Genomic DNA, 25,349 nt, shown 5'->3' on the forward strand with positions numbered 1-25,349 from the left:
CATGATGAATCCGTCCAAAACAGTGCCGCCACCCCTTTCATCGCTTTCTCCTGACGCCGTGTTGGACGAACACGCCCGCGGCTGGCGGAGCAAGCTCTTCCAAGCGGGCTTGGTGCTGGCAGTGGTTCTTCTGGCGAGTTGGTATGTAGATCTGCTGGATTTTCGCACCCTGGCCAACGGGGTGCCTGCCATCGCTACCCTAATGGGAGAATCCCTACCGCCCGACTTTACCAACGCCATGGATTGGATAGCGCCGCTGGTCGATACCCTTGCCATGAGCATTGCCGGCACGGCGATAGCGGTCACTGCTTCCGTACCCCTGGCGTTCCTGGCCGCTCGCAATACCTCGCCCCACCCCGTGGTATTCCACGTAACCCGCACGCTGCTGAACGCTCTTCGCTCGGTGCCCGAGCTGATTATGGGCATTATTTTCGTTGCTGCCGTGGGGTTTGGCGCCTTACCGGGCGTGCTCGCGCTCGGCCTTCATTCTATCGGCATGGTGGGTAAATTCTTTGCCGAAGCGATCGAGCATGTCGACCCAGCCCCGGTAGAGGCCGCCAATGCCGCTGGCGCGACGCGATTACAGGTTCATTGGCACGCGGTGCTCCCGCAGGTGCTTCCGCAGTTTGCTGATGTCTCTATCTACCGCTGGGAATACAATTTCCGCGCCTCTACGGTGATGGGCATGGTGGGGGCTGGCGGGATCGGCTTCGAGCTAATGGGCTCTTTACGCGTCATGCAGTACCAGGAAGTCAGCGCCATCCTGATTGTCATACTCGTTATGGTGACGATGGTGGATAGCCTTAGCGGCCATCTTCGTAAGAAATTCAAGTAAGGAAATCAAATGAAACCAAGGGTTTTCATTACCCACCGGGTACACAACAGTGTGTTGGAAAGGCTGGAACAACACTGTGAAGTGATCACCAACCAGTCAGCCACTACCTTGACCGCCGCCGAGGTAAAGGCCCGCGCGGCAACCGCAGACGCCATGATGGTGTTTATGCCGGACCAGGTCAGCGAGGAATTTCTAGCGGGCTGTCCCAAGCTGAAAGTTATTGGTGCCGCCCTGAAGGGATACGATAATTTTGATGTGGAGGCCTGTACGCGTCATGGCGTTTGGCTGACCTTCGTGCCGGATCTGCTGACGGTGCCAACGGCTGAGCTAACCATCGGGCTAACCATTAGCCTAATCCGCCATGTCCGAGCGGCCGATGAGTACGTTCGTTCCGGCCAGTTCAAGGGATGGCAGCCCACGTTTTATGGGCTGGGGGTTGCCGGCGCGACCGTGGGTATCGTCGGCATGGGTCCCATCGGCCAGGCAGTGGCAACACGGCTCCAGGGGTGGGGCGCGAGCTTGCTGTATTCTCAGCCAGACGCCTTGCCCGCTGCTGAGGAGGCCGCGCTAGGCGTGGCGCGCAAGTCGCTTGAAGAGCTGCTCGGGCAAGCCGACATTGTCATTTTGGCCCTGCCGCTCAATAAACAAACCCTGCATACCATGAACACTGCGCGCTTGGCCCTGATGCAACCAGGCGCTTTTTTGATCAACCCATGCCGGGGTTCTGTAGTGCAGGAAGCTGCCGTTTTGGAAGCATTGGAGTCAGGGCAGTTAGGCGGCTACGCAGCGGATGTTTTTGAAATGGAAGATTGGGCTCGAGAGGATCGCCCGCAAGAGATTTGCCCCACCTTGCGAGCACATCCCAACACGCTATTTACGGCACACATTGGCTCTGCCGTCCAGGATGTGCGGCTGATGATTGAACAGCGTGCTGCCGACAACATTCTTCAAGCGTTACAAGGAGAATGCCCTCAGGATGCGGCTAATTCGCCCACTATCACTGAGACAACTCCATGCTGAACTTGGTCTGGCTGAAAAGTTTTACCACACTGGTTCAGCACCGACGTTTTCAGGCCGCCGCCCAAGCTCTCGGTATCGCACAACCCACGCTTTCACAGCACATTCAAAAGCTCGAAGAACAGCTAGGTGCCCTGTTGATACGCCGCAGTAAAACGGGTTGCGAGCCCACCAAAGCAGCCCTGGCGCTTATGCCGCTTGCGCTTAGTATGTTGCAACTGGACGAGCGTGCTCGAGAAGTCGTTAGCGGTACGCGTTTACGCGTAGGGGCAAGTTCCAACATCGGTATTTACATGCTCCAGCCCTACGTGAGCACGTTCAAGAACATTCCGGCGGTACCTGAGCTGGATCTTGTGATTGATAACAATCCTAACATTGCTAGACAACTGACTAGCGGCGAGCTGGATATAGCGGTGATGGAGTGGTGGCACCCGAAATCTGGCTTCCAGGCAATGGATTGGCGACAGGAGCCCGTGGTGTTAATTACTTCACCCGATCACCCCTGTGCGGAATGGCATGAAATAGACCGGAAAACCCTCGCAGGAATGAGCCTGCTGGGCGGTGAACCCGGAACAGGTACGGGCCGGTTGCTGGCGAGTTTCTTCGGCGAAAGAGGGCCGTTCCCGAAGGTTTCAATGCAACTGGGCAGTACCGAAGCGGTTAAACAGGCTGTCAAAGCAGGCCTGGGCGTATCACTGGTGCTGGCGGCTTGCGTCGAAGCGGAGATCCGAGCGGGCACTTTGTGTGCTATCCCGGTCAGTGATGCCGGGCTGGCCAAGAACCTGAGCGTCATCTGCCCGGAGACGCTTGCACGGCAACCGCCAGTTTCCACTTTCGTCAGCCATATATGTCAGTGAAAAACGAGTGACATCTTTAGAGCCAGGGAAGGCGTATGGGCAGCTAAGAATAGGTGCTATTGAGACCCGCCCCCGCAAGCTTCACTGGAGCGTTACTCGGCATCGTGCAGCCGCACGCCTTCACTTTCGCTCTACAGAGCAATGGCGGCGTCATCGTCGTTGATGGTCATGATGCGGTAGTGCATCAGGCGGTTCTCATTGGGTGGCGGCATCGTTTTGTTCGTTCTGCTCGTCAGGGTTGTTGAAGTGATCCCTCTGCTCTGCCCATTTCAATAAGGCATCCAGCGCCGGGCAGAGCGTTTGCCCCCATTCGGTCAGGCGGTACTCCACTTTCGGCGGCACCTGGGGATAGACTTTGCGCGCCACGATGCCATCCGCTTCCAGCTGGCGCAGCTGTTGGGCGAGCATTTTCTGGGAGATATCGGGGATGAGTTTTCCTAAATCGGAGTAGCGCTGCACTTTTCCATCGAAGAGATGAAAGAGAATAATGAGCTTCCAGCGCCCTTCCAGCATTTTTAATACATTTTCCACATCGCTTGCGGCGGTAGCGGGCGTATAAAGCTTTCTCATGGGTGAGCCACTTACCTTTTTGTGCGTTCTTGATAACGCGTCAGTCTAGGCAGAAGATTCTCGCATATTACCCCCTGCGAGAGATGACCATCATGAGTTTGTCACTGCCAGACGCGATCACTACTTACTTCAGCATCAGCAACGGTGCGGATGCCACCCACATTGCGGATTGCTTCACTCAAGATGCCTGTGTGTTCGACGAAGGCGAGACGCACCGCGGGCGACCCGCTATTCAAGCCTGGATGCGCGCCACCCGCGACAAGATTGAGTATCGCGTCGAGCCGGTCAGTGTTTCCCAACAAGGCAACACGATGGTGGTTACCGCCACCGTGACCGGCAACTTCCCCGGCAGCCCGGTTCAACTTGACCACGCTTTCCAGCTTGCCGAGTCGCAAATCCAGTCATTGGAGATCCACTAATGAACCTGAACTTGAACGGGCGACGCGTATTGATCACCGGGGGCAGCCAAGGGGTTGGCGCGGCCGCGGTGGCACTCTTTCGCGAGGAAGGCGCGCAAGTGCTAACAACCGCCCGTACTCGCCCCGCCGACCTGCCCGATGAGCTGTTTGTAACCGCTGACCTGACGACGGCCGAAGGCTGTGCCACGGTAGCCGATGCGGTCAACGAACGCTTGGGTGGCGTCGATATTATCGTTCACGTACTGGGTGGTTCATCCGCCCCCGGCGGCGGGTTCGCTGCCCTTGGGGAGGAGGAGTGGCAGCAAGAGCTCGACATCAACCTGTTTCCCGCCGTGCGGCTGGATCGCGCCCTGCTGCCCGGCATGCTGGCCCAAGGCGATGGGGTGATTATCCACGTGACCTCCATTCAGCGTGAACTCCCCCTGCCCGAATCAACCACGGCTTATGCGGCTGCCAAGGCGGCGCTATCCACTTATAGTAAGAGCTTGTCAAAAGAGGTGTCACCCAAAGGGGTGCGCGTGGTACGGGTGTCGCCGGGCTGGATCGAGACGGAAGCCGCCGTTGCGCTAGCCGAGCGGATTGCCCAAGAGGCAGGCACCGATTACGCAGGCGGCAAGCAGATCATCATGAATTCGCTGGGTGGCATCCCGATTGGCCGCCCTTCGAAGCCTGCAGAAGTGGCCAACTTGATTGGGTTTCTGGCATCACCGCTGGCGGCCACTATTACGGGAACGGAGTACGTGATCGATGGCGGCACTGTGCCCGTCGCTTGAGGGCGATGGTGAAATGGAGATTGCCTATCTTATGGCGCGAATATCGTCGATATCGACCGGTCTTGAGAGCACCGACTTATAGCGGATCAAGTCATCCTTGAACATCAAAGGAAGCTCCAGGCCTAGTAAATTCACTGTTTCATAGCGGGCAAAATCAATATTGAGCGGCACCCAGGCCTGGCTGGCTGCATCAAAAATTTGCGCGCCGTCGGCGTTGCCAACTTCCACCTTAATGCCTTCATACTTGAACTGGACATAGGTTAAATCCCAGCCCTCTTCGCAGTAGTGCGTGGCGGGCTTGGATATGTTCGCTTGGCCAGCCTGCACCACAGCTGCAAAATGCTCGCCGGGTACGAACAGGTCAATATCGTTCAACGCTCGTTTAGATCCATACCCCTTTGCTGCGAGCCCTCCGCAGATTTGAAAAGGGATATTTCTGTCTCTCAGTAATCCCACTACCCATTGGGCGGCTAACTGGTGCACGTCTTCTCCTTCTTTTTACATATAGCACCAAGGTTATCACGCCGGTTTTGCACAACCGCAAAGGCTCGCGAGGTTAGCTTCCCCCATCATAATCTACCTGGTCACTAACCTGACACTGAGCGCTTATTCTCACAGCCGATTAGCAATTATGTACAAGCATTGAGAGGTAGCGATGGCATAAGCTAGGTGGCGTGACTAATCAGGAGGGAGCGGCATGAATAACGCAAGCCGGTTTCAATTCATCAAGAGCCAGCACTAACGTAAGCGTTCATTCCAAGACGTAGTTGACCTACTTCACGTCCCGGAGAGGTCTCAATAACTCCGGCGAGACCTTGTACTGCTTCCTGCCATCCTCATCCANAACCAGGGCCTGCCACTGTTCCGGGGTGCGGTGCTTTCTCATGGGGGTAACCTCGTGTGGGCAAATGTGAGGTTACTGTAGGGCGAATGTCAGCCGGGCGGCAGGACGTCTTAGAATGAACGCTTACGCACTAACGGTGCTATTTGCGTTGGGAGCGCAACTCATTAGCCTGCGCATGGCGGCGTTGTGACTAAACTCAGGTCAGCCTCAATGCGACGAGACGTAATCCGACTTGGTGAAAGCAGGCGGTAGCGCGAAGTTCTCCCGCATTCGCTTCGTTTCGGCAGCTGGCGTCAATCCGAAAAGCCGTTTGAACTCCCGATTGAATTGCGAAGCACTCAGGTAGCCGACGGCGTGGCAAGCGGCCTCTGCCGTCATGCTCTGACGAACCATCAGCAGCCGTGCTTGATGCAGTCGCGTGGATTTAACGTACTGCATGGGTGAAGTGTGCGTAATGGCTTTGAAGTGATTAAGAAACGTCGGAACGCTCATACCGGCCTCGCTAGCCAGTTGCGACAGGTTAAGAGGCTGAGCGTAGGTCGCGTGGATGTGGCGTAACGCCTTGCTGATTTTCCCGAACTGCCCCTGCATTGCCAGCGCCGCACGCATGGCATTGCCCTGTGCACCGGTGAGCACGCGAAAATACAGTTCTCTCACCAGCGCGGGGCCAAGAATCTCCGCTTCAAGCGGCTGACTCATCGTTTCGAGAAAACGTGTCACGGACACCCGCAACGCAGCATCCATGGGACTGGACATTAGGCTTTGGGCCACGTTTTTCTGGGTAGGAGACTGATGGCGGTCGATCTGGATCATCAGCTCCGCGGCGAGCTGAAAGTCCAGATGCATATATATGGCTAGCAGTGGGTGTTCTGGCGTCGCCTCGGTTTCCATCGTGAAGGGTACCGGCACCGCGACCGCCAGATAGTGCTGCTCGTCGTAAAGATAAACCTGATGGCCGAAATACCCCCGCTTTCGCCCCTGGCAAACAATCACGATACCGGGGTCGTACAGCACGGGGGTACGAGACAAGGGACGATCCGAACGCAGAATGCGTACGTCGGGCAGAGCCGTGAGGTTGTATCCTTCTTCCGGCGCCAGCGCCTGAAGCAGCGTCACCATGTGCCGCTGTTCAGCCGTCTGCAGAGTGGAAAATGTCTTTTTCACGCGGTACCGACTGGAATTATCAGAATAGGCAATAATATAAGAATTTTATGCCTGAAAGCAGGCAATACAAAGGGGTAATGTGCATCCTCCACTGATACACAGGAGCTATTTGCATGTCTACCAGCAAACTTATACTCATCACGGGCGTCAGTAGCGGCTTTGGCCGGGCGCTGGCTCAGGAAGCACTTGCTACCGGCCATCAGGTGGTCGGCACGGTACGCAGCGAACGGGCCAGGCAGGCATTTGAGGCACTCAATCCGGAGAAAGCAGTGGGCCGTGTGCTCGATGTGACCGACTTCGATGCCATCGACGGGGTCGTGGCCGAGATAGAGGCAAACGTCGGAGAGATCGATGTTCTCGTCAACAACGCCGGTTACGGCCATGAAGGTATCCTGGAGGAGTCCTCATTGGCCGAAATGCGTCGGCAGTTTGACGTGAACGTATTCGGAGCTGTTGCCGTCACAAAGGCTGTGTTGCCATACATGCGCTCACGTCGGCGCGGACATATCCTCAACATCACATCTATGGGTGGTTTCATCACGATGCCAGGCATCGCTTATTACTGTGGTAGTAAATTTGCACTGGAAGGTATTTCGGAGGTGCTTGGCAAGGAAGTGAAATCGTTCAATGTTCATGTCACTGCCGTGGCACCCGGCTCGTTTCGTACCGACTGGGCTGGTCGCTCGATGTCCCGCTCGCCGCGCTCGATCTCCGACTACGACGCGCTATTTGATCCGATTCGTAATGCCCGCGTCGAGAAAAGCGGTCAGCAACTTGGCGATCCGGCAAAGGCAGCTCGCGCAATGCTGGACGCAATAGCCAGCGACACGCCGCCGGAGCATCTGCTGCTGGGAAGCGATGCACTAGCGCTGGTGCGCGGCAAATTGTCGGCGCTTGCCGACGAAATCAGTGAATGGGAGACACTCACGCGCTCGACCGATGGCTGAAGGTTCAACTGCTAAATCCCTTCGCATGGCTACCTTTCGATAGCGCAATAGATGCCAATGCATCGTTGTCGGTTATCTCGCCTCCTTCCCCCGCAGCCGATTAGCAATTATGTACAAGCATCCGGGTGCGGGGTTGGCATAAGCTAGGTGGTGTGACTAATCAGGAGGGGGCGGCATGAGTAACGCAAGCCGGTTTCAATTCATCAAGAGCCAGCACGTGCCAACGCTGACGGTACTTCACGCTGCTATTGAGGATTTCAGCTACGACCGCCATGCCCACGAGGAGTATGCATTCGGCGTTACGCTGGCGGGACGTCAGGATTTCTTCAGCGGCGGGCAGTTTCATCGTAGCCCACCGGGCAACGTAATTTTGTTCAACCCTGAGGAAGTTCACGACGGCCAACCGGGCGGAGATCGCTCACTGGATTACCTGATGGTATATGCGCATCCCGAGCAGGTTAATGCCCTGTTTGCTGATGCTCTAGGCCACGAGCGCACGGCGGACTTTCGCTCAAATAACACTCTTGTTCAGGACATTCGGCTACGCAATGCCATTTTGGAACTGGCGCGCTTAGTCACTTCTCACTCTGGTAGCTGTATCGATCAGGAGAATGCGCTTTATCAGGTAATCGAGCGTACTGTGCAACTCGGCGGGATTTCTCAGCCCAACCAGGTGCTCACCCGCCCCGATGCGCTGCTGGGCCTGGCGAAAGATTATATTCACGCCCACTTGGATACGGATATCTCCCTGGATGACATCAGCCAAGCGGCGCATATCTCCAAGTACCACTTCTTACGCCTGTTTCGTCAGCATTACGGCATTACGCCGCATCAGTATGTGATTAATTGCCGAATCAATGCGGCCCGTTCGGCGCTAGACCTAGGCGCTTCTCTAACAGAGGTCGCTTTGCGCTATGGGTTTGCCGATCTCAGCCATTTCAATCGCCGCTTTAAGCGAATTTATGGCATGACGCCCCATCAGTACCAGCGTGATATCGCACGCTAGGCTCTGCACGAAAACTGCCTGCGCTCGCCGACTTTTCGTACAGGCTCTTACACCTAAATACCAGCATAGAGGTTTAACCATGTTAGGAATTGTCGCCTATGCCCTAGGCGCTATGTATTCGCCTGGGCCTGTGAATCTGCTTGGCTTGAATATTGGCATCAATGGGCAAGCCAGGCAGTCGGTTGGGTTTTGCCTTGGCGTGGGTACTGCGATGCTGGCGTACTTATTAGTATTGGGTTGGGCGGGTGCTGCATGGATCGATGATGAAGCACTCATCGTGGTGAGTGCCTTGGGCTGCGGCTATATTGTTTATCTCGCGAGCAAGATTGCCCGTTCAAGTGTTGATATAAGCGAGCCAGACAACGCCCCACGGCTAGTCAGTTATCGTGATGGGCTGGTCATGCAGTTGCTTAATCCCAAAGCCATTTTGGCCACCCTGCCCATTGCCACACTGCAGTTTCCTGCCGCTGACATTCATGGGCTTAGCTTAGTGTTTTGGGCATTCGGGCTGGCGATGTTAGCCGCGGGCGCACCCGGTAGCTATATCGTGATTGGCAGCGCCGTAGGCAGCCGTATTAAAAGCCCTGCTATCGTTAAGGGCTTTAATTGGCTGATGGCAGCTTTGCTGGTGGCCGTGGCGCTTTCGATTGGTGTTGAGCATGTGTGGGTACCACTTACTGCCCGAAATTGATCCCCAGTCGCAGGGCTTGTAAGCCGTCGAATTCGACACTTACTTCGTCAGAGAATAACGGATGGCCCTGCACTATCAAATCCAGCGTCGCCTGAGAGCCGCGATAAGTGACGCTCACTTCAATGTTCGCAGTCGTGTTAATGGGCGCCAGCACCCCATACTCAATGTTATCCACGCTGACGGCAGAGAGGCCGCGCTCATCCAACTGCTGCTGAATTTCCCGTTCAACGACAACGCCGTAATAGAAATAGATACCGGCATAGCCAAGCGCTAACAATACAACCAGTGAAAAGAGCTTTCCCATTATTTCTCTCAGTTTTATAGAATCTTAGAGGGTTACAGCGGCTTGTCGGGCTGAAACAGGTGGCGCACTCTGCGGTTCAAGCATTGCCCACAGCAACTTCTCCCCTTGGGCGCTGAAGACGATAACGCGAGAGTTTTTTTCTCGCCTCGCCCAGCCAAGCGCCTGAATTCGGGTAAGCAGTGCACTGCCGAGCGCGCCCGCTAGATGATGCCTGCGCTCGCTCCAATCAAGACACTCCCTACAAAATGAGCGTTTTGAAGAAGCAAGCGTATCTGTATCGATGCCAAATTGATTAAACCACACCCTTCCCTGCTCAGTGAGCTGTAGCCCTCCTGGGTGCTGATGAAGGATATCCGTTCGCAGCATCTGTTCATACACTGAAACACCCAACTCCCCGGCAAGGTGGTCGTAACAGATACGGGCCTTGCGCAGGGCGGGATCGCGTGGCCCTGTAACAAGGCGGTTCCCCTCACTGCGGCAAGCGAGGCCCATCAGCGACTCCAGGAGACTGGCCACCTCCGGACCCATCAGCCGGAAATAGCGGTGACGGCCTTGCTGCTCCACCGTGATCAGCCCTGCGTCTAGCAGCTTGCCAAGGTGAAAACTAATGGTCTGCTTGGTAACACCGGCCGTGTCCGCCAGTTCGGTCGCCGTCAGCGCACGACCAGACATCAGGGCGGAGAGAACCTCCGCCCGAGCATTATCGCCGATAAGCGCTGCAACGCGCACAATGTTAGGGCCTTCACTCATGGTTCGATTCTAGTCGAACCACCTGGGGCCGACAACGCGGTATCGTCCTAGCTACCGTTCAAAGGAGATACCCCTATGAGCATTACCTGCTTTATCCGCTACGAGATCGACCCTTTCCAACGCGACGCCTTCAAGGCGTATGCCGAAAACTGGGGGCAAATCATACCCCGGTGCGGTGGCCACCTTATCGGTTATTTTCTTCCCTACGAGGGCACTAACAATGTTGCCTGGGGGCTAATCGCATTCGATAGCCTGGCTACCTATGAGGCCTACCGCGCCCGGCTGAAGTCTGACGAAGGCGGGCACGCGAACTTCACCATGGCTCAAGAGAAGAAGTTTATTCTCAAGGAGGAGCGCAGCTTCGTTGAGGTGGTGGACGGCACACTGGGCGTTGAATCTGTCTATCCGTGGAGTGTTTTATGATCGCCGTGATATTTGAAGTTCTACCGCATTCGGAGCGGAAACAGGACTACCTGGACGCTGCCAGCGGGCTGAGCCAACACCTGGAAGGCGTCGACGGTTTTATCTCGATTGAGCGCTTCGAGAGCCTCACACATCCTGGAAAGATCCTGTCGCTCTCCTTCTGGCGGGACGAAGAAGCCGTGAAGCAGTGGCGCACGTTCGAACCTCACCGTTCCGTCCAGAAAGCGGGCCGGCAGGATATCTTTGCCGACTACCGGCTCCGCGTCGCTTCCGTCATCCGGGACTACGGAATGAATGACCGCCGCGAGGCACCGAAGGATTCGCTTGACGCACACCCATCATAAAGCGGGCGGGCTAGCCCACTGGGCAGCTGTTCTCGATAGGTAAATTGGTCACTAGCGAGGCGTCGAGTGCGCCTCCGTTTATAGCGCAAATCACAATGCAAGCTTCAGTGCCGTCAGCAGTGATCGCGAGTTCACCATCCGCATTCCAGCCGCCGCTTTTACCGCAGGTTTGCCAGCCACCTGTGTTGGAAATGTGGTTAGCAAGTAGCACCGGGAACTGGTGGCGTTTCGCCATGGCAGCGAGTAGCTACGCATCGACCTCATACCCTGCTTCAGATATCAGCGCGCTGGCAATATATACCTCCGCTTGCTGGGCGGATGCCGCTTCTGCATGGGAGGGATTGGCGAAGTCTGCACAAATGGCCAAGGCTATTCGAGTACCGTTAACCGTACATAGATAACTTTCGTTACCAGTCGAACAGTAAACCGCTTCCCCTTCGTGCAGGTACTGCTTTGCGTAGAATGCTCGCTCGCCGCTCGGGAAGCAGATAACTGCCCCTATCTTCGGCTTTCTGCCTTCACTAATGAGCGGACAGCCTGCTATCACGACGATATTATGGGCAACAGCGGCTGTGGAAAGTGTGTCGAACACCTCTGAATCTTTCAGCAACGCTAGCTGCTCTAATAGCTCAAGCTCATAGCCGGTCAGCGAAAGCTCAGGGAACACTACTAGATCGGCCCCTCGCACGGCAGCTTGCTGAATATAGGTAAGGTGCGTTTCAAGATTTTCGGCCACTGCGCCTTTTACAACAGGCAACTGAACGAGTGCGATAGTGGTACCGCTTGTGCTTCTGAATTTCATTTCAACACGCCTCGCCTTTAAATATTTTGTTCACTTCAGCCATAAAATATTCAGTTAGCGGCAAAAAGGCTATTTTTATTAATCCGTCATTGCGGAAGTGGAAACCTAACTTATAGCTGATTACTTCCCGTAATTTGGCTCACAATGTAAATGCATTCTAGCGCACAAATTAGCAAACACTTGCTCACTTGAAACAGTAGCTACTTTACGCGCCAGAATGTCGTCTAAACGACTTTGGGCAGCATCGACCCACTGCTTGTCGATACTTGATTCTGGAGAGTTGAGGCTACGCAGCAGCGCATCGACTACTCTTGCGCGCTCTTCAACGGGTAATGACTCTGCTTCACTAACAAGCTCTTGAATGTTCATAGCGTTACTTTATTAATGCATCAAGTTGAAGGTATATCACCTATTATCTTTTCGCTATCCCAACGTCTATAGACAGTCTGGGAAGGTCGCGAGTTAAAGCGCTCTCTCACTGTTGCTGTTTTTATAGCCCTTGCTGGGCTCTCGCAATGGCGGCAGCAATCGCTGACTTCGATCGCGGGCTATTTTTCCAGCAAGTCGTTTGCAGCATAGATGCAACCATATCGGCTATTTCATCGACCTGGCGGGTGGCAAGTTCGCTAAATGAATCAATACCGATCTCTTCAAAACGCTTAATGACGATAGGGCCAATGCCCTTCACGCTCAACAAAGCTTCTCTTTCTGGATCCGAAAAGGCCACTTGTTTCTACCTCACTACTTAGGCTTTGTACGAAAACTGACTGCGCTCGGCCATGCGGCGTTAAAAAAAGGCTCGTGCGCGAGTCCGATCAAAATGCTCATTTACACCCCGTAAACTCCGCTTTTTCGCCGTTTTTTTGCCTTGCCTGACCTTCGCTCGCCGACTTTTCGTACAAAGCCTAGTTAATCAGTTTCGTCATCTGCTGAGAGTTTTCTCTTAAAACCTCGGTGAGAACCCCCGATCTTCGCAGGCATCCCAAGGTTTATGCACCACTAAGGCGCGTTCAGAAAAGCTACGCCACGGGATCTCCATGCCAAACACATCAAACGTCATCATACCCGAGCGGCAATTGATCAGAACGTCTACCACATAACCGCGATGAACCATGCCCACTGTCGTGGTATCAAGCTCTTGCCAGCGTATCGGCTGGCCGGTGAAGTCAGTGTAAGGGGGTTCGTAACCGCCCTGGGTCTGATCGAAGGATCGAAAATCCATGATGAAGCCAATACATAGGAGCAGTACGCTTATGAACCCGATCAGCGCAAAAACCACCGTCATCGTCTTTATTATCAACCTTGTAGTCATTCCTTTCCCTTAGCATTAGATAATCATCTGCGTTGAGCCAGTGCCCATGGTTAACGACTAGCGCTTGGTTCAATGCGTGTCTCCCATGTTAGAGCTTGCTCATTCTTTCTTAGCCAATAGCAGCCCTACTCCTGCGCTGGCCAATAAGCCTGCGCAGCCGCGGTTGAATAAACGACGCATGGCGGGGCGTGAAAACCAGTGGCTTAAAAAGCTGCCTGCATAGGCGTAACCGGCAATCGCTACCCATTCCAGCAGCAAAAACAGCGCACCTAGCACTATAAACTGCTGCCCTACATGGCCGCTGGGCTCCACAAACTGCGGTAGGAATGCGGTAAAAATCAGGATGGCTTTTGGGTTACCGGCGGCAAGCAGGAACTCTTGTCGCGCCAGCTCAAATAGGCTATTGGGCTGGGTGTCTCCGTCAACACTTTCAGTGCTGTCGGCACCCCATAATTGATACGCCAGCCATAACAGATAGAGACCACCAACTACCTTGATGACCAGGAAAATCTTTTCAGAGGTGTAAAGCAGCGTAGCCAAGCCGGTTGCAGCAAGCGTAATCATGCCAACAAAGGCTGCCAGCCGCCCAATACCTGCAAGACAAGCTGCCCTAACGCCATAGCGCTTGGCATTTGCCAGTGACAGCAGATTGTTAGGCCCTGGCGCCATATTGAGGGCGAAGCAGGCAGGAATAAACAACAGCAGCGTGGTTAGATTCATGAAAATCGCCTCTCTAGGCTCGCAGCAAAGTACTTCATTAGCATTAGACTATATGCCCAAGTGCTTAGATTAGCTGCTCACGAAGGCTTGGCTCAATCTTTGATACCAAACAGAGGCGATACATTTCCCAACAACAGCGTTAATCGGTGAGGGACGAAGCCCATGTGCCCATATCAGCAAACTTGCGGCTCAATCACCTCCCGGCACGCCCTGACGCTTTCCGCCAGTTCACTTACCAGACCATGCACACGCTCAACGGCTTCATCAGGCGTGTTGGCATTTTCGATACAGTCAACCAGTGCTGAGCCGACGACGACTGCATCGCTGAAGCGGCCAATGGTGGCGGCTTGTTCGGCGGTACGGATGCCAAAACCAACGGCGATGGGCAGCTCCGTATGTTCACGAAGCCCGGCTACTGCGCCTTCCAACCGTTCTGGCGTGGGTGCACTTCCACCAGTGACACCGGCAACGGAAACGTAGTAGATAAACCCGGAGGCATTCGCCAGCACCTTGGGCAGGCGTTTGGCATCGGTGGTCGGCGTGGCCAGGCGAATAAAATCGATGTTGTGTTGCGCCGCTGGCTGGCAAAGTTCCTCATCGTGCTCGGGCGGCAGATCTACCACGATCAGGCCATCGACCCCGGCCTTGGCGGCATCAGTCAAGAAACGCTCGACGCCGTAACAGTAAATGGGGTTGTAGTAGCCCATCAGCACAATGGGCGTGGTGCTGTCTTCTTCACGGAAGCGGCGCACCATTTCCAGCGTTTTGGCTTGTGTCTGGCCGTTATTCAAGGCGCGCAGCGCGGCTTTCTGGATGGCGGGGCCATCGGCCATCGGGTCACTGAACGGCATGCCGAGTTCGATGATATCCACCCCCGCTTTTGGCAACCCGTGCAACAGGCGGCGGGAGGTCTCGGCATCCGGATCGCCAGCGGTGAGATAGCTGACCAGCGCCGGGCGGTTTTGCTGCTTGAGAGCGGCAAAGCAGTGTTCAAGACGAGAGGTATGGGTCATGACGTTCTCCTGTGTTGCGCTCATAGCTGTTTAACCCCGAATTTTTCACCAAGGTGATGGGCCACGCTCATCATGTCCTTGTCACCACGGCCGCTGAGGTTGACCACCATTAAGTGCTCGCGGGGCAGGCCGGGGGCGCGCTTGGCCACTTCGGCCAGGGCATGGGCGGTCTCCAGGGCTGGAATAATGCCCTCCTGGCGGCAGCAGACCTGGAAGGCTTCCAACGCTTCGTCGTCCGTGGCAGAGACGTACTCGACCCGCCCCTGCTCGTGCAACCATGCGTGCTCCGGCCCGATACCGGGGTAATCCAGCCCGGCGGAAATCGAGTGAGCGTCGATAATCTGGCCATCTTCGTTTTGCAGCAAGTAAGTGCGGTTGCCGTGCAGCACGCCGGGGGTGCCGCCGTTCAGGCTGGCTGCATGCAGGCCGCTTTTAACGCCCTTGCCACCCGCTTCTACGCCAATCATCTTCACATCAAGGTCATCGAGGAACGGGTGAAACATCCCCATGGCGTTTGAACCGCCGCCAATGCAGGCCACTAGCGAATCCGGCAGGCGCCCTTTCTTTTCCAGCATTTGCGCACGGGTTTCATGACCGATCACGGCCTGAAAATCACGTACCATGGCCGGGTATGGGTGTGGCCCCGCTACGGTGCCAATGATGTAGAAGGTGTCGTCGACATTCGTTACCCAGTCGCGCAACGCTTCGTTCATGGCATCTTTTAGCGTGCCTGTGCCCGAGGTAACGGGGATGACTTCCGCGCCCAGCAGCTTCATGCGGAATACGTTGGGCTGCTGACGTTCGATATCGGTTGCGCCCATGTAAATGACACAAGGCAAGCCAAAGCGCGCCGCAACGGTAGCGGTGGCAACGCCGTGCATGCCTGCACCGGTTTCCGCGATGATGCGCTTTTTGCCCATCTGCTTGGCCAACAACACCTGACCGATGCAGTTGTTGATCTTGTGCGCGCCGGTGTGATTCAGCTCTTCGCGTTTGAGATAAATGCTCGCCCCGCCAAAGTGCTCGGTCAGCCGTTCAGCGAAGTAGAGCGGGCTTGGCCGCCCCACGTAATCGCCCTGAAAGTAGGCTAACTGACGCTGAAATTCCGGGTCGTTCTTGGCGGTGGTGTATTCGTCTTGCAGCTCAAGAATCAGCGGCATCAGGGTTTCGGCGACAAAGCGGCCGCCAAAGTTGCCAAACAAACCGTTGGCATCGGGCAGGCTCTGGGATACGTCTACAGGTTGATTCATCACGACCTCTGAATGCGTTATCAAACAATGCAATGAAAGTAGCGCAAGCAGGCCGGGATAAAAATCGATAAGATGTCATCAACATGTGAGCTGGAGTCACGTATTAATGCAAAACAGCATGCCACCGCTTAGCGCCCTGCGCGCCTTTGAAGCCACTGCCCGGCTGGGTAGCGTGACTGCCGCTGCCGAGGAGCTAAGCGTTACCCACGGCGCTGTTAGCCGCCAGCTAAAGAGCTTGGATGACCATTTTGGCGTGGCGCTTTTTACCAAAGCGGGCCGTGGCATTGTGCTGACACCACACGGCGAGCGGCTGCAGAGTGGTGTGGGTGAAGCGTTCTCACGCTTGAAGAATAGTTGCGCATCGCTCAAGCGTGATGTCGAAGAGGCGCCCTTCACCCTGGCCTGCCCTGGCAGCCTGCTGGCGCGCTGGCTAATTCCCCGCCTGGATCGCCTGCACCGCGAGCTGCCACAGCTGAAAGTGCAGGTGGTGGTGAGTGAAAGCGAGCAGCCGGGTACGCAAACGGATGCTAGCGCCACCCTGGCATTTGCCGAGCCACCCTGGCACACAGGTGTTGAGGTATTCGAGCTGATGGAAGAGCAGATATGTGCGGTGGCAAGCCCGCAGCTGGCGGCCCAGTGCGATGCAACAAAGCCCGAATCGCTGCTTGCCAATAAGCTTTTATATACATCTTCCCGCCCCCAGGCATGGCCGCAGTGGGTCACTGCCAAAGGGCTGGCGCTGGAACAGCTTGAGGCGGCGCTAAGCAGAGGCCAGAGGTTCGATCACCTTTATTACTTGATGGAAGCGGCAGTGGCGGGCCTGGGTATCGCCATCGCGCCGCGGTTATTGGTGGAAGACGACCTTAAGAGCGGGCGGCTGATTGCGCCCTGGGGAAGTATCGAAACCCCCGCCCGTCTCTGCCTGTGGTTGCCCAGCCAAGCCGATGGCCGCCGCAGCGAGCCACTGGCAGAGTGGCTCAAGCGGGAGTTGGAGGCTGACCGCTGCTAATATGACTGTTTGATCAACGTTTATTTCGCGCAAAGGGTGCGTGCTATTTGCTCACGCACCCAACGATGTGCGCTGTGACCATGATTGCGCTCATGCCACACCATACCGACTTTGAATCCCAGTGATTTAATGGGGGATTCAACAACTTTAAGGTCGGAACGCTGGGCAACTAAACGCCGTGGCACCAGTGCCACAAAACGTGAGTGCGCAACGATCTCTAGGACGAACAGGAATGAAGATGTCGACAGAACAACATTGCGCCTATAACCCAATGTTTGTAAGACCTGATCCACCTGAGTGGAAAAATCGCCTCCGCTGAGCGAAACGATTACATGCTCGAGCTGGACATACTCTTCAATCGTCATTTCTTCACTTAGCTGTGAGTGATTCCAGCACCCAACCAGCACATAGTTCTCATCATACAGCGGCCTGATTCGTAAAACCTTGGGCGCCTCTTCGGGTGTCATGAGTGCAAGATCCACTTCACCCCGTGCCATTTGAGCTTCCAGCCTGGGTGGCTCCAGACTACGTATGGCGATTCTAATGCCAGGTGCTTGACGCCTTAATTCGTTCATGACCGCCAATCCAATGACCGCTTGAAGGTAATCGGTGCATGCAATCGTAATGGTCAGCGACGCTTGGGCAGGTTCAAAGTGCTGGTGCGTTATCAGCGTCTCTCGCACCTGATCCAGTGCAATACGTAGTGGGGTAAGTAACTCCAACGCTTTGGTGGTAGGCATCATCCCGCGGTGAGCCGGAATGAGCAGCGGGTCGTTGAACATATCCCTAAGGCGGCTCAGCTGAGCGCTGACGGCAGGCTGACTAAGATGCAGCCGTGCGGCGGCTCTCGTGACATTTTGCTCTTCAAGCAAAGCCTCTAAGGTCACCAACAAATTAAGATCCAGCCTTTTATTATCCATATTTTATATAGTAGATCATAAAACTATTAATTTCATTGATAGCTTATTCTTGCCCACAATCTCTAGCGTATCCACCAAGTAAATTCGCCTGTAGGAGCATTAGAGTGTCCAAGACCATATTGATTGTGTATGCGCACCCAGAACCCACATCATTGACCCGCCGGTTCGTAACTGAAACGGTGCAAATACTGGAGCGACAAGGCCAAACCGTGCTGCAGTCAGACCTATATGGCATGGGTTGGAAAGCGACGTTTGATGAGCACGATTTCCCCAACCGTATAAATAATGACCGGCTAGGCTTTATTCAAGAGTCGCAGCACGCCTATGCCACTCACCAGCAGACGCAGGATGTCGCCGCAGAGCAAGACAAGCTGCTTGCCGCCGACGCCGTCATATTCCACTTTCCCTTGTGGTGGTTTGGTATGCCCGCCATTCTCAAAGGCTGGATAGACCGGGTGTACGCCTATGGATTTGCTTACGGATACAAAGGTGAAGGCAATCGTTATCGCTATGGAGACGGTATTCTCAAAGGCAAACGGGCGTTACTGTCGGTAATGGTGGGTGGCCCAGCGGAGGACTATTCACCCCGAGGTATTAATGGCCCCTTGGAGGAATTGCTATTCCCCATCACCCACGGCGCCCTGTTTTTCCCAGGTATGAATGTACTACCAACCCATGCCGTGTATGGCACCGGCAAACTTTCGAAAGTCAGCGTAGCGAAGGAGTTAGCCGCTTGGCGTCTATGCCTTGAGAATCTTTTTAATGACCCCCCTATACCATTCCGGCGGCAAAATGGTGGGGAGTATCAGCAAAATATACTCGCTGACCATATTGCTATGGGGAAAGAGGGACTAACCATACACATCGACCATTAGCCAATTTTTAGACAGCAACAGCATAAAGCCAAAGCATTCATAGCTGCACAATGTTACCAACACGTGCAGCTATGAATTCAGGAAATCTTGGCCAAGCGCAGCGATAAAGCTATCGCTGCGCTTGGCCTTGTCGGAGCTAGTGAGATATAGTTGTACGGAATTTCCGTACATTATGGTGACGTTATGGATATTATTAGTGTTAACAAATTCAGAGACAACCTGAAAAGCGTAGTAGAACAAGTGATTAGCCAGCACGAACCCTTAAAAGTAACCCGTCGTGCCGGAGAGGCGTTTGTGGTGATTAGCGCTGAGGACTGGGAAAGAGAGCAAGAAACGCTGCATGTGCTTCAGAACAGAGACCTCATGCAACAAATTGCGGCTTCTCTAGATACCCATAGCCGTGGTCAAGGATACCAACCTGATAATGAGCAGATGAATGAGATCACTGGTATTTGAGGGCCGTACGTGGGAAGCCTATGAAAAAATGCGTGAAACAGATAAGAAGCTGCATAAAGCGCTCTGCAAACTCTTAAAAGAAATGCTCCGCTCTGACGATCCAACGGCTGGTATCGGAAAACCCGAGCCACTCAGACACAATCTTTCTGGCTTGTGGTCAAGGCGCATTTCACAAAGAGATCGGCTGATCTACCGGTTCGATGACAAAGCTATTTATATTTTTGCCATCGGCGGACATTACGATCAGTCCTGATAATAGTTAATTGATGAAAAGCGCGACGCTACCTTTTCTGCACTATCAAATAAGTATGCAACTCCGGGTGCTGATCGTACTCCAGATGTCTGCACACCGCGCCTAACTTCATCAATAAGGATACGAAGCCGTTTGTGCCAAGCGTAGAGTAGTAGACCTCGGGCCCCATGAAGCTATCGGTATGCTCACCGGGCTCGTCGGTACCGCCGAAAGAGAAGATCAGTACCCCACTCTTATTCAGGCTTCCGATAAGTTTGGTCATCACACTTTCCTGCAGCGCTAGCGGAATATGCCAGATGCTGTCCCAGGCGGTGATGAAGTCGTATTTTTCCGGCGGCTGCCACTGGCAAATATCCTGGTGGTGAAAGGTCACGTCAGGGTGCTTCTGCTTCGCCAAACGTAACATTTCACCGGATATATCCACGCCTTCAGGCGTAAAGCCTTCTTGTTGCAGCATATCTATAAAGCGGCCTGTACAGCCACAACCGATATCCAGCGCCTTGCCTCGTTTTTTAACAAACGACAGCGCTTTTTTATGCGCCTCCATGCCATTAGCGAGATTGAACTTCTCGCTTTGCCAGAGGTGGGTGATCTGATCGTAGGCGCTGCCAATATCAGTGGGCGTCATGGATAGCCTGTCGGATAAAAAGTGAAGTCTTAGTGACTATATCACCCACTCAAGCGCTCGCGGTTATTGGCCACCAGCTCAGCCAGAAAATCCGCCACGGCCCGGGTACGGCCTGATTGGGTGAGATCCGTTTGGATAACGAGGTAGATAGGCTGATCCACGCCAATATCCGCAGCGACACACACCAGTCCAGCCTCCCTGGCCAGAAAGTGTGGTAATACCGCTACCCCCAGCCCCGCTTTGGCCGCCGCTAGCTGGGTCGCCAGCGAGGTGGTGGTTAGCGCCGGCTCGCGCCCTTGCAGAATCCGCTCAACCCACTGGGTGGCAGGCAGGTGCGCCTGCATTTCTCCCCAAGTAATAAAGGCGTCGCTGTCGTAATCGCCCGCGTCTGGATGAGCCTCACGCTGGGCCTCATAATCGGAGCTCGCATAAAGCCCAAACCCGAGCGAGCCAAGGCGCCGAAGGGTGACATTGCCTCGCTCGGGCTTGACCATTCTAAGCGCCAAGTCAGCGTCGCGACGATGCAGATTGACGGTGGTGATATCGGTCACCAGCTCAAGTGTGATGCCGGGGTACTGAGCATAAAATTGGGGCAATGCAGGCAGAATCAACGACGTGGCCAGGTTTTCAGCGGTGGCCAAACGCACCCTGCCGCTCAGCTGCGTAGCGAGGGCGCCGCTGCTGGAGAAGGCCGCTGCGGCGGCTTCCAGCGCTTCGGCTTTTTCGATTAGTCCTGCCCCTTCCTCGGTAAGCTGATAGCCCGACTGCTGACGAACAAACAGCGGTAGCTTTAAGGCTTTTTCTAGCCGTTCGATACGCCGGGAGAGCGTCGCGATACCCAGATGGAGTTCCGCTGCCGCGCCACTCAAAGTGCCATGGCGGGCCACCGCTAGAAAAGTGCGCGTGTCATCCCAGACCCACCCGCGGGGCATCTGATTTTCAAAACTGGAAATAGGCTTACCGAACTCGTTCATATTTTTCATTATTGGATAGTGCCACGCTGTTATTGAGTGTTTCAACAAGCGCTCGATAACGGCTCACGCTCTCTTGATGAGCCATGGTTTCGTCAGTTATTACAGGAGATACCGCATGCAAAAACGTACACTTGGCACCGACTTGAGCATCTCTGCGATTGGCTTAGGCTGCATGGGAATGAGCGAGTTCTACGGCCCCCGAGACGATAGCGAGTCGCTTCGGGTGTTGGCACGGGCGGTGGAGCTGGGAATCGACTTTTTTGACACGGCGGATATGTACGGGCCACACCATAACGAGGCGCTGATTGGCCGCTTTCTTGCAAGCCATCAGCCAAACGTTCGTATCGCCTCCAAGTTTGGCATTGTTCGGAACCCTGGTGAGTATCAGCGTCGCCTGGATAGCAGTGCCTATTACGCCCGCCAAGCTTGCGAGGCATCGTTGAAGCGGCTGGGCATCGAACAAATCGATCTCTACTACGTTCACCGCGTTAACCCGGAAACCCCTATCGAAGAAACCATGGAGGGCTTGGCACAACTGGTTAAAGAGGGAAAAATTGCCCACATTGGCCTCTGCGAGGTTAGCGACGAGACCCTGCGCCGCGCACACGCCGTGCACCCGGTGACGGCGGTTCAAACCGAATACTCGCTATGGACGCGGGACGTGGAGCAAGCGGTACTGCCCACCTGCAAGGAACTCGGCATCGGCTTTGTGCCCTACTCTCCTCTCGGTCGAGGTTTTTTAACGGGCAGGTTTCAAGAGAACGCTGACTTCGGCGAAGGTGATTTTCGTTCTAACCTGCCGCGCTTCTCTGAACAGGCCATGGATACTAACCGCCGAATCGCGGAGGTGATTGGTGAGATGGCAACACTCAAAGGCTGCACCCCTGCACAGCTCTCGCTAGCCTGGCTGCTCTCCAAAGGCGACAACATCGTACCGATTCCCGGCACCAAGCGGCTGCGCTACCTTGAAGAGAATGCGGCAGCGGCATCCATCACCATGACCGCTAATGAGCAGCAACAGCTTGAGGCGGCCACTGCTCACCTTCCTGTCATCGGCGAGCGCTATACACCGGAGGGCATGAAGGGGGTGAATTCATGAGTTAAGGGCCTGTTGTCCGCCATGCCCTAGCAATATGTTGCTAGGGTCTGTTGACGTCTTGACGTGGGTCAGGTCACAGTCGGCGAGCGTGGACTTGGGGTGTATAGCCAAACTCTGCTTTGAAGGCAGCCACAAAACTGCTGGTGCTTTTATAACCTACCGTATAGGCCACAGCGGTTGAACTTTCGCCTCTATCCAAGGCTTCGAGCGCGTTCATCAGCTTGAAACGGGTGCGCCACTGACGAAAGGTCAACCCGGTTTCGGACTTGAATAACCGCTCCAAGGTGCGCACGCTAGCCCCAGCTAAGCTGGCCAGCTCGCCCAATATATGCCGGGTGTCTGGGTGGCTAACCATGTGGCTAATAATGCGCCGCAACCGCGGGTCAGTACCAGCAGGTAGCGACAAGTCCGCGGCGGATAGGCTATTGAGCTCATCAATAGCGACTAAGCCTAGGCGAGCGGTACTGGCATCGCCGCTACACTTCGGAGAATCGTTTAGCCTGAGCACAATCTCGCGCATCAACGCGGTCATCGCCACCATCACCACCTGGGTGTCCTGATCGCGTACCGGGTAAGTAGGGTCAATGTAGAGATTGCGGGTTTCCACCAGCGTTTCGCAGCTCACTTGGTGGTTGCAGTTACCGGGTATCCATACACCGTGGGTAGAGGGTACAACCCACACCGCCTGTTCACTAGTAACGCGCAGCACACCCTGCTTGGCCCACAGCAATTGCCCGCGTGGGTGGGCGTGAGGCAAGACACCGGTTTCCGCCTGCATACTGCGAGCATGGGTCAATACAGGACGAGCAGGGTCAAGGATGAACGCTATATCACTGGGCAGCGACATTGTCGCATTATCGCTATTTATTGTCACATCTTACCCTTAACACGTCAGCATACAGAAACTATTGTAGGCCCAGCTGCGCGCACCGCGCAATTGGCTCACCACAGCTAGGGTCTCGCCATGCTTCGCTCGCTTAGTTTCTCTCATGCCATGGTGGCAACGGCCTTGCTGGCCGCTTTGCTACTGACACTTTTTCCCATAGCGCCCCATCCCACAGCATTTTCTTACGCCGCTAGTGTGGTAGTAATTACGCTGGTTCTATGGAGTACCGGCGTGCTGCCTCCCTTCCTAACCGGTTTGCTATTTTTCGCGCTGGTTAGCGTATTCGGCTTGCTCCCGCCGGAGCAACTATTCGCTGGGTTTGGCTCGACAGCCGTGTGGATGGTTATCTCAGGATTTGTCATTGGCTCAGCCATTACATCTAGCAAGCTTGGCGATCGGCTAGCAGCAGTGCTGTCGCCGCTTCTCACCGCAAGCTACCCGAAGTTGATTGGCGGGTTAGTGTTTACCGCTATGGCATTGGGGTTTGTGATGCCTTCTTCCGGGGGGCGAGCAGTGGTATTGATCCCTATCGGCTTAGCGCTAGCCGAACGAGTGGGCTTTGAGCCGGGTAGTGCTGGACGCCTGGGCGTAGCCACCGCTCTTGCTGCCGCTTGTAACATGCCAAGTTTTGCGGTGCTTCCATCCAACCTCCCTAATATGATTTTGGCAGGGTCGAGTGAAAGTCTGTATGGCATTCATATTGGCTATGCGGAGTATCTACTACTGCATTTTCCCATTCTGGGAATGCTGAAATCGATCTTAATCGTGGTACTGGTACTCGTGGTATTTCCCGCTCGCATCGCACCACAATGCCAACTGCCCATCGAGACGATCAAAACAACCAGTGCTGCTACACAGCAAAAAAAGGTAGCTGTAGTCATGGGCATTACCCTGCTCCTCTGGGTAACAGATACACTACACGGCGCAAACCCGGCGTGGGTGGGACTCGTAGCGGCGGTAGTGCTAATGATGCCAAAGGCTGGTGCCGTAGACCCGAAGTCATTCAACACAGTGGTAGATTTTGGCACTGTGATATTTGTGGCCGCGGCACTGGGATTGGGTACACTCGTCAACGTTTCAGGCATTGGCAGTGCTGTGGGCCAAGGCTTTACCCAACTGATGGAAACCGACAATGGCGGCAGTTTTGGGGACTTTATATCGCTGTCACTGATGGCCACCCTGACGGGAGTAGTGGCCACCACCCCCAGTGTTCCTACCGTACTTTCCCCCATGGCAGCAGAACTCGCTGGCGCCTCAGGGCTCTCTCTACCCGCCGTATTGATGACTCAGGTCGTCGGCTTTTCTACGGTAATCTTTCCTTATCAGGTGGCGCCGCTGATTATGGCAATGCAGCTATCTAAAGAGCCCCTTAGCCAATTATTGAAGATTATCATCCCGTTAGCGCTGATAACGATCTTTCTATTGATTCCATTAGACTACCTTTGGTGGCGATTGTTGGGGTGGGTGAATTAAGCCGCCAGATAACTTCCGTGCAAGACGCTACTACTGAATAATCTCACCAATCGAGCGTTTGCCATCCAGCAGCAGATACTCCTGATTGACCAAATCGGGCTTTTGCACAGCGTGAAGTAACGCATGGGCCACGTTGGCTCGTGAGATTTGGTTGTCGCCTGCTTCATCCAGTGAACTGGCAAACTGCTGGCTGGCGGTTTCGTCGGTCAAACGCCCTGGTTTGAGAATAACGTAGGGCATACCGCTGTTGCGAAGGTGGGCATCGGCGGCAAATTTAGCAGCCATATAGGGGCGCAGCTTTTCGGGCGCTTCCATAGGGTTTTCTGCCCGCATAGCGCTGATCATGATGTAGCGGGAGAGACCTTTTTGCTTGGCGATATCGGCGGTACGAATGGCACCAAAAAGGTCAATCATCAAGGTTTTATCCGGCCCGGTGTGGGGCCCTGACCCCGCAGTGAAGACCACTTGGTCACAACCGTCAAAGGTGTGCTCAAACTCGCCTTCTAGATCGGCTAGCACGCTGTCAATGCCGCGCTCTTTGAACCAGGCTGCCTGCTCTTCACTGCGGATCATCGCCTTGATAGGCGTACCCGCTTTTTGGGCCAGTTCGCAAAACTGCTTGCCAATCTGTCCATTCGCGCCAATCACTAACGTTGTCATAACGTCTCCTTGTGAATTGCTTGCTCATCATAAATACGGCTTTATGAACACAGTCTATACGTGCAGGCATATGGG

34 protein-coding genes are annotated in these 25,349 nt (G+C 54.7%); 16 read left to right on the forward strand and 18 right to left on the reverse strand.

Annotation, left to right across the window (positions count from 1 at the left end; translation table 11 throughout):
- Positions 1–4: 4 nt before the first annotated feature.
- The 3 genes from phnE to YERSI8AC_RS16150 are packed head-to-tail and all read left to right on the forward strand — an operon-like array spanning position 5 to position 2,709.
- Positions 5–835 carry a phosphonate ABC transporter, permease protein PhnE gene (gene phnE, locus YERSI8AC_RS16140; protein ID WP_027960098.1) on the forward strand — a complete coding sequence of 277 codons (831 nt, stop codon included), beginning with the start codon at positions 5–7 and terminating at the stop codon, positions 833–835.
- A gap of 9 nt (positions 836–844) precedes the next feature.
- Positions 845–1,855, forward strand: coding sequence for a phosphonate dehydrogenase (locus tag YERSI8AC_RS16145; RefSeq protein WP_022522623.1), 1,011 nt, complete (start codon positions 845–847; stop codon positions 1,853–1,855).
- Entirely contained in the window at positions 1,849–2,709 is an 861-nt protein-coding gene (locus YERSI8AC_RS16150) for a LysR family transcriptional regulator (protein WP_009287603.1), read from the forward strand. Before YERSI8AC_RS16145 ends, YERSI8AC_RS16150 begins: the two co-directional genes overlap by 7 nt.
- 195 nt (positions 2,710–2,904) lie before the next feature.
- Here the strand turns inward: YERSI8AC_RS16150 and YERSI8AC_RS16155 are convergent, their stop codons facing one another.
- Positions 2,905–3,279 carry a winged helix-turn-helix transcriptional regulator gene (locus YERSI8AC_RS16155; RefSeq protein ID WP_022522621.1) on the reverse strand — a complete coding sequence of 125 codons (375 nt, stop codon included), beginning with the start codon at positions 3,277–3,279 and terminating at the stop codon, positions 2,905–2,907.
- Between the two features lie 92 nt (positions 3,280–3,371).
- Here YERSI8AC_RS16155 and YERSI8AC_RS16160 point away from each other — a divergent pair, with 92 nt between their 5' ends.
- Together YERSI8AC_RS16160 and YERSI8AC_RS16165 are read left to right on the forward strand one after the other, a co-directional pair.
- Positions 3,372–3,698 (forward strand): nuclear transport factor 2 family protein, encoded by a 327-nt coding sequence (locus YERSI8AC_RS16160; RefSeq protein WP_022522620.1) that lies wholly within the window; start codon positions 3,372–3,374, stop codon positions 3,696–3,698.
- A complete protein-coding gene (locus YERSI8AC_RS16165) occupies positions 3,698–4,471 on the forward strand; it encodes an SDR family oxidoreductase (protein WP_022522619.1) in 774 nt (257 codons plus the stop codon). Before YERSI8AC_RS16160 ends, YERSI8AC_RS16165 begins: the two co-directional genes overlap by 1 nt.
- 24 nt (positions 4,472–4,495) lie before the next feature.
- On the opposite strand, the gene YERSI8AC_RS16170 is transcribed toward YERSI8AC_RS16165, so the two are convergent.
- Positions 4,496–4,954: a hypothetical protein gene (locus YERSI8AC_RS16170; RefSeq protein ID WP_022522618.1), complete on the reverse strand. Its 459-nt coding sequence runs from the start codon at positions 4,952–4,954 to the stop codon at positions 4,496–4,498.
- 568 nt (positions 4,955–5,522) lie between these two features.
- A complete protein-coding gene (locus tag YERSI8AC_RS16175) occupies positions 5,523–6,479 on the reverse strand; it encodes an AraC family transcriptional regulator (protein WP_236557319.1) in 957 nt (318 codons plus the stop codon).
- A 113-nt stretch (positions 6,480–6,592) separates the two neighbouring features.
- Between YERSI8AC_RS16175 and YERSI8AC_RS16180 the strand changes: the two genes are divergently transcribed.
- The 3 genes from YERSI8AC_RS16180 (at position 6,593) to YERSI8AC_RS16190 (ending at position 9,123) form a co-directional block, all read left to right on the forward strand.
- Positions 6,593–7,426, forward strand: a complete 834-nt coding sequence (locus tag YERSI8AC_RS16180) for an oxidoreductase (protein WP_022522616.1) — start codon at positions 6,593–6,595, stop codon at positions 7,424–7,426.
- Between the two features lie 175 nt (positions 7,427–7,601).
- Complete coding sequence (locus YERSI8AC_RS16185) at positions 7,602–8,432, forward strand: helix-turn-helix transcriptional regulator (protein ID WP_022522615.1); 831 nt, start codon at positions 7,602–7,604, stop codon at positions 8,430–8,432.
- Between the two features lie 79 nt (positions 8,433–8,511).
- A complete protein-coding gene (locus YERSI8AC_RS16190; RefSeq protein ID WP_022522614.1) occupies positions 8,512–9,123 on the forward strand; it encodes a LysE family translocator in 612 nt (203 codons plus the stop codon).
- Here the strand turns inward: YERSI8AC_RS16190 and YERSI8AC_RS16195 are convergent.
- Positions 9,107–9,427, reverse strand: coding sequence for a hypothetical protein (locus YERSI8AC_RS16195; RefSeq protein WP_022522613.1), 321 nt, complete (start codon positions 9,425–9,427; stop codon positions 9,107–9,109). The genes YERSI8AC_RS16190 and YERSI8AC_RS16195 overlap by 17 nt on opposite strands.
- Before the next feature lie 24 nt (positions 9,428–9,451).
- Entirely contained in the window at positions 9,452–10,177 is a 726-nt protein-coding gene (locus tag YERSI8AC_RS16200) for an ArsR/SmtB family transcription factor (protein ID WP_022522612.1), read from the reverse strand.
- Between the two features lie 75 nt (positions 10,178–10,252).
- Between YERSI8AC_RS16200 and YERSI8AC_RS16205 the strand changes: the two genes are divergently transcribed.
- Entirely contained in the window at positions 10,253–10,600 is a 348-nt protein-coding gene (locus tag YERSI8AC_RS16205; RefSeq protein ID WP_022522611.1) for an NIPSNAP family protein, read from the forward strand.
- Positions 10,597–10,944: an antibiotic biosynthesis monooxygenase family protein gene (locus YERSI8AC_RS16210; protein ID WP_022522610.1), complete on the forward strand. Its 348-nt coding sequence runs from the start codon at positions 10,597–10,599 to the stop codon at positions 10,942–10,944. Before YERSI8AC_RS16205 ends, YERSI8AC_RS16210 begins: the two co-directional genes overlap by 4 nt.
- A 10-nt stretch (positions 10,945–10,954) precedes the next feature.
- Here the strand turns inward: YERSI8AC_RS16210 and YERSI8AC_RS16215 are convergent, their stop codons facing one another.
- The 8 genes from YERSI8AC_RS16215 to trpB form a co-directional block, all read right to left on the reverse strand.
- Positions 10,955–11,179 (reverse strand): hypothetical protein, encoded by a 225-nt coding sequence (locus tag YERSI8AC_RS16215; protein ID WP_022522609.1) that lies wholly within the window; start codon positions 11,177–11,179, stop codon positions 10,955–10,957.
- Between the two features lie 12 nt (positions 11,180–11,191).
- Positions 11,192–11,746, reverse strand: a complete 555-nt coding sequence (locus YERSI8AC_RS16220; RefSeq protein ID WP_022522608.1) for a carbon-nitrogen hydrolase family protein — start codon at positions 11,744–11,746, stop codon at positions 11,192–11,194.
- Between the two features lie 120 nt (positions 11,747–11,866).
- Positions 11,867–12,115, reverse strand: coding sequence for an addiction module protein (locus YERSI8AC_RS16225; RefSeq protein WP_159177073.1), 249 nt, complete (start codon positions 12,113–12,115; stop codon positions 11,867–11,869).
- A 121-nt stretch (positions 12,116–12,236) separates the two neighbouring features.
- Positions 12,237–12,434: a helix-hairpin-helix domain-containing protein gene (locus tag YERSI8AC_RS16230; RefSeq protein ID WP_236557463.1), complete on the reverse strand. Its 198-nt coding sequence runs from the start codon at positions 12,432–12,434 to the stop codon at positions 12,237–12,239.
- Positions 12,435–12,689: 255 nt separating this feature from the next.
- Positions 12,690–13,031: a hypothetical protein gene (locus YERSI8AC_RS16235; protein WP_053857010.1), complete on the reverse strand. Its 342-nt coding sequence runs from the start codon at positions 13,029–13,031 to the stop codon at positions 12,690–12,692.
- Between the two features lie 126 nt (positions 13,032–13,157).
- Positions 13,158–13,778: a LysE family translocator gene (locus YERSI8AC_RS16240; protein ID WP_022522604.1), complete on the reverse strand. Its 621-nt coding sequence runs from the start codon at positions 13,776–13,778 to the stop codon at positions 13,158–13,160.
- 173 nt (positions 13,779–13,951) lie between these two features.
- The gene (gene trpA / locus YERSI8AC_RS16245; RefSeq protein ID WP_022522603.1) at positions 13,952–14,791 is read right to left on the reverse strand and encodes a tryptophan synthase subunit alpha; all 840 of its coding nucleotides are present in this window, start codon (positions 14,789–14,791) and stop codon (positions 13,952–13,954) included.
- A gap of 20 nt (positions 14,792–14,811) precedes the next feature.
- Positions 14,812–16,041, reverse strand: a complete 1,230-nt coding sequence (trpB, locus tag YERSI8AC_RS16250) for a tryptophan synthase subunit beta (RefSeq protein ID WP_159177074.1) — start codon at positions 16,039–16,041, stop codon at positions 14,812–14,814.
- Between the two features lie 106 nt (positions 16,042–16,147).
- Between trpB and YERSI8AC_RS16255 the strand changes: the two genes are divergently transcribed.
- Complete coding sequence (locus YERSI8AC_RS16255) at positions 16,148–17,050, forward strand: LysR family transcriptional regulator (protein ID WP_159177075.1); 903 nt, start codon at positions 16,148–16,150, stop codon at positions 17,048–17,050.
- 20 nt (positions 17,051–17,070) lie between these two features.
- On the opposite strand, the gene YERSI8AC_RS16260 is transcribed toward YERSI8AC_RS16255, so the two are convergent.
- On the reverse strand, positions 17,071–17,937 hold the full coding sequence (locus YERSI8AC_RS16260; RefSeq protein WP_236557466.1) for a LysR family transcriptional regulator: 867 nt from the start codon (positions 17,935–17,937) through the stop codon (positions 17,071–17,073).
- Between the two features lie 137 nt (positions 17,938–18,074).
- Here YERSI8AC_RS16260 and YERSI8AC_RS16265 point away from each other — a divergent pair, with 137 nt between their 5' ends.
- From YERSI8AC_RS16265 to YERSI8AC_RS16275, 3 genes are all read left to right on the forward strand, one after another.
- Positions 18,075–18,845, forward strand: a complete 771-nt coding sequence (locus YERSI8AC_RS16265; RefSeq protein ID WP_159177077.1) for an NAD(P)H-dependent oxidoreductase — start codon at positions 18,075–18,077, stop codon at positions 18,843–18,845.
- Positions 18,846–19,028: 183 nt separating this feature from the next.
- The gene (locus YERSI8AC_RS16270; protein ID WP_035584465.1) at positions 19,029–19,301 is read left to right on the forward strand and encodes a type II toxin-antitoxin system Phd/YefM family antitoxin; all 273 of its coding nucleotides are present in this window, start codon (positions 19,029–19,031) and stop codon (positions 19,299–19,301) included.
- Positions 19,282–19,554 (forward strand): Txe/YoeB family addiction module toxin, encoded by a 273-nt coding sequence (locus YERSI8AC_RS16275; RefSeq protein ID WP_022522593.1) that lies wholly within the window; start codon positions 19,282–19,284, stop codon positions 19,552–19,554. The genes YERSI8AC_RS16270 and YERSI8AC_RS16275 overlap by 20 nt, the downstream gene beginning before the upstream one ends.
- A 28-nt stretch (positions 19,555–19,582) precedes the next feature.
- Here YERSI8AC_RS16275 and YERSI8AC_RS16280 read toward each other — a convergent pair whose 3' ends face one another.
- Together YERSI8AC_RS16280 and YERSI8AC_RS16285 are read right to left on the reverse strand one after the other, a co-directional pair.
- On the reverse strand, positions 19,583–20,182 hold the full coding sequence (locus tag YERSI8AC_RS16280) for a class I SAM-dependent methyltransferase (RefSeq protein ID WP_159177078.1): 600 nt from the start codon (positions 20,180–20,182) through the stop codon (positions 19,583–19,585).
- A 41-nt stretch (positions 20,183–20,223) separates the two neighbouring features.
- The gene (locus YERSI8AC_RS16285) at positions 20,224–21,165 is read right to left on the reverse strand and encodes a LysR family transcriptional regulator (protein WP_159177079.1); all 942 of its coding nucleotides are present in this window, start codon (positions 21,163–21,165) and stop codon (positions 20,224–20,226) included.
- 106 nt (positions 21,166–21,271) lie between these two features.
- Here YERSI8AC_RS16285 and YERSI8AC_RS16290 point away from each other — a divergent pair, with 106 nt between their 5' ends.
- Complete coding sequence (locus YERSI8AC_RS16290; protein ID WP_159177080.1) at positions 21,272–22,255, forward strand: aldo/keto reductase; 984 nt, start codon at positions 21,272–21,274, stop codon at positions 22,253–22,255.
- Positions 22,256–22,328: 73 nt separating this feature from the next.
- Here the strand turns inward: YERSI8AC_RS16290 and YERSI8AC_RS16295 are convergent, their stop codons facing one another.
- Positions 22,329–23,129 (reverse strand): AraC family transcriptional regulator, encoded by an 801-nt coding sequence (locus YERSI8AC_RS16295; protein ID WP_009287591.1) that lies wholly within the window; start codon positions 23,127–23,129, stop codon positions 22,329–22,331.
- 90 nt (positions 23,130–23,219) lie between these two features.
- On the opposite strand from YERSI8AC_RS16295, the gene YERSI8AC_RS16300 reads away from it, so the two are divergent.
- Positions 23,220–24,614, forward strand: a complete 1,395-nt coding sequence (locus YERSI8AC_RS16300; RefSeq protein WP_159177081.1) for an SLC13 family permease — start codon at positions 23,220–23,222, stop codon at positions 24,612–24,614.
- Positions 24,615–24,644: 30 nt separating this feature from the next.
- Here the strand turns inward: YERSI8AC_RS16300 and YERSI8AC_RS16305 are convergent, their stop codons facing one another.
- Positions 24,645–25,274 (reverse strand): SDR family oxidoreductase, encoded by a 630-nt coding sequence (locus tag YERSI8AC_RS16305; protein ID WP_159177082.1) that lies wholly within the window; start codon positions 25,272–25,274, stop codon positions 24,645–24,647.
- Positions 25,275–25,349 lie beyond the last annotated feature (75 nt).

Origin of the sequence: Halomonas sp. 113 (assembly GCF_904067645.1) — a bacterium.
Classification (GTDB): domain Bacteria; phylum Pseudomonadota; class Gammaproteobacteria; order Pseudomonadales; family Halomonadaceae; genus Vreelandella; species Vreelandella titanicae.

What these genes read in the sequence shown, in the direction of transcription:
- YERSI8AC_RS16300 (WP_159177081.1), top strand. Translation starts at nt 23,220, where the DNA reads ATGCTTCGCTCGCTTAGTTTCTCTCATGCCATGGTGGCAACGGCCTTG.
- phnE (WP_027960098.1), top strand. Translation starts at nt 5, where the DNA reads ATGAATCCGTCCAAAACAGTGCCGCCACCCCTTTCATCGCTTTCTCCT.
- trpA (WP_022522603.1), bottom strand. Translation starts at nt 14,791, where the DNA reads ATGACCCATACCTCTCGTCTTGAACACTGCTTTGCCGCTCTCAAGCAG.
- YERSI8AC_RS16305 (WP_159177082.1), bottom strand. Translation starts at nt 25,274, where the DNA reads ATGACAACGTTAGTGATTGGCGCGAATGGACAGATTGGCAAGCAGTTT.
- YERSI8AC_RS16240 (WP_022522604.1), bottom strand. Translation starts at nt 13,778, where the DNA reads ATGAATCTAACCACGCTGCTGTTGTTTATTCCTGCCTGCTTCGCCCTC.
- YERSI8AC_RS16220 (WP_022522608.1), bottom strand. Translation starts at nt 11,746, where the DNA reads ATGAAATTCAGAAGCACAAGCGGTACCACTATCGCACTCGTTCAGTTG.
- YERSI8AC_RS16290 (WP_159177080.1), top strand. Translation starts at nt 21,272, where the DNA reads ATGCAAAAACGTACACTTGGCACCGACTTGAGCATCTCTGCGATTGGC.
- YERSI8AC_RS16270 (WP_035584465.1), top strand. Translation starts at nt 19,029, where the DNA reads ATGGATATTATTAGTGTTAACAAATTCAGAGACAACCTGAAAAGCGTA.
- YERSI8AC_RS16285 (WP_159177079.1), bottom strand. Translation starts at nt 21,165, where the DNA reads ATGAAAAATATGAACGAGTTCGGTAAGCCTATTTCCAGTTTTGAAAAT.
- YERSI8AC_RS16185 (WP_022522615.1), top strand. Translation starts at nt 7,602, where the DNA reads ATGAGTAACGCAAGCCGGTTTCAATTCATCAAGAGCCAGCACGTGCCA.
- YERSI8AC_RS16235 (WP_053857010.1), bottom strand. Translation starts at nt 13,031, where the DNA reads ATGACGGTGGTTTTTGCGCTGATCGGGTTCATAAGCGTACTGCTCCTA.
- YERSI8AC_RS16225 (WP_159177073.1), bottom strand. Translation starts at nt 12,115, where the DNA reads ATGAACATTCAAGAGCTTGTTAGTGAAGCAGAGTCATTACCCGTTGAA.
- YERSI8AC_RS16190 (WP_022522614.1), top strand. Translation starts at nt 8,512, where the DNA reads ATGTTAGGAATTGTCGCCTATGCCCTAGGCGCTATGTATTCGCCTGGG.
- YERSI8AC_RS16145 (WP_022522623.1), top strand. Translation starts at nt 845, where the DNA reads ATGAAACCAAGGGTTTTCATTACCCACCGGGTACACAACAGTGTGTTG.
- YERSI8AC_RS16155 (WP_022522621.1), bottom strand. Translation starts at nt 3,279, where the DNA reads ATGAGAAAGCTTTATACGCCCGCTACCGCCGCAAGCGATGTGGAAAAT.
- trpB (WP_159177074.1), bottom strand. Translation starts at nt 16,041, where the DNA reads ATGAATCAACCTGTAGACGTATCCCAGAGCCTGCCCGATGCCAACGGT.
- YERSI8AC_RS16200 (WP_022522612.1), bottom strand. Translation starts at nt 10,177, where the DNA reads ATGAGTGAAGGCCCTAACATTGTGCGCGTTGCAGCGCTTATCGGCGAT.
- YERSI8AC_RS16255 (WP_159177075.1), top strand. Translation starts at nt 16,148, where the DNA reads ATGCAAAACAGCATGCCACCGCTTAGCGCCCTGCGCGCCTTTGAAGCC.
- YERSI8AC_RS16205 (WP_022522611.1), top strand. Translation starts at nt 10,253, where the DNA reads ATGAGCATTACCTGCTTTATCCGCTACGAGATCGACCCTTTCCAACGC.
- YERSI8AC_RS16215 (WP_022522609.1), bottom strand. Translation starts at nt 11,179, where the DNA reads ATGGCGAAACGCCACCAGTTCCCGGTGCTACTTGCTAACCACATTTCC.
- YERSI8AC_RS16160 (WP_022522620.1), top strand. Translation starts at nt 3,372, where the DNA reads ATGAGTTTGTCACTGCCAGACGCGATCACTACTTACTTCAGCATCAGC.
- YERSI8AC_RS16280 (WP_159177078.1), bottom strand. Translation starts at nt 20,182, where the DNA reads ATGACGCCCACTGATATTGGCAGCGCCTACGATCAGATCACCCACCTC.
- YERSI8AC_RS16150 (WP_009287603.1), top strand. Translation starts at nt 1,849, where the DNA reads ATGCTGAACTTGGTCTGGCTGAAAAGTTTTACCACACTGGTTCAGCAC.
- YERSI8AC_RS16275 (WP_022522593.1), top strand. Translation starts at nt 19,282, where the DNA reads ATGAGATCACTGGTATTTGAGGGCCGTACGTGGGAAGCCTATGAAAAA.
- YERSI8AC_RS16195 (WP_022522613.1), bottom strand. Translation starts at nt 9,427, where the DNA reads ATGGGAAAGCTCTTTTCACTGGTTGTATTGTTAGCGCTTGGCTATGCC.
- YERSI8AC_RS16210 (WP_022522610.1), top strand. Translation starts at nt 10,597, where the DNA reads ATGATCGCCGTGATATTTGAAGTTCTACCGCATTCGGAGCGGAAACAG.
- YERSI8AC_RS16180 (WP_022522616.1), top strand. Translation starts at nt 6,593, where the DNA reads ATGTCTACCAGCAAACTTATACTCATCACGGGCGTCAGTAGCGGCTTT.
- YERSI8AC_RS16165 (WP_022522619.1), top strand. Translation starts at nt 3,698, where the DNA reads ATGAACCTGAACTTGAACGGGCGACGCGTATTGATCACCGGGGGCAGC.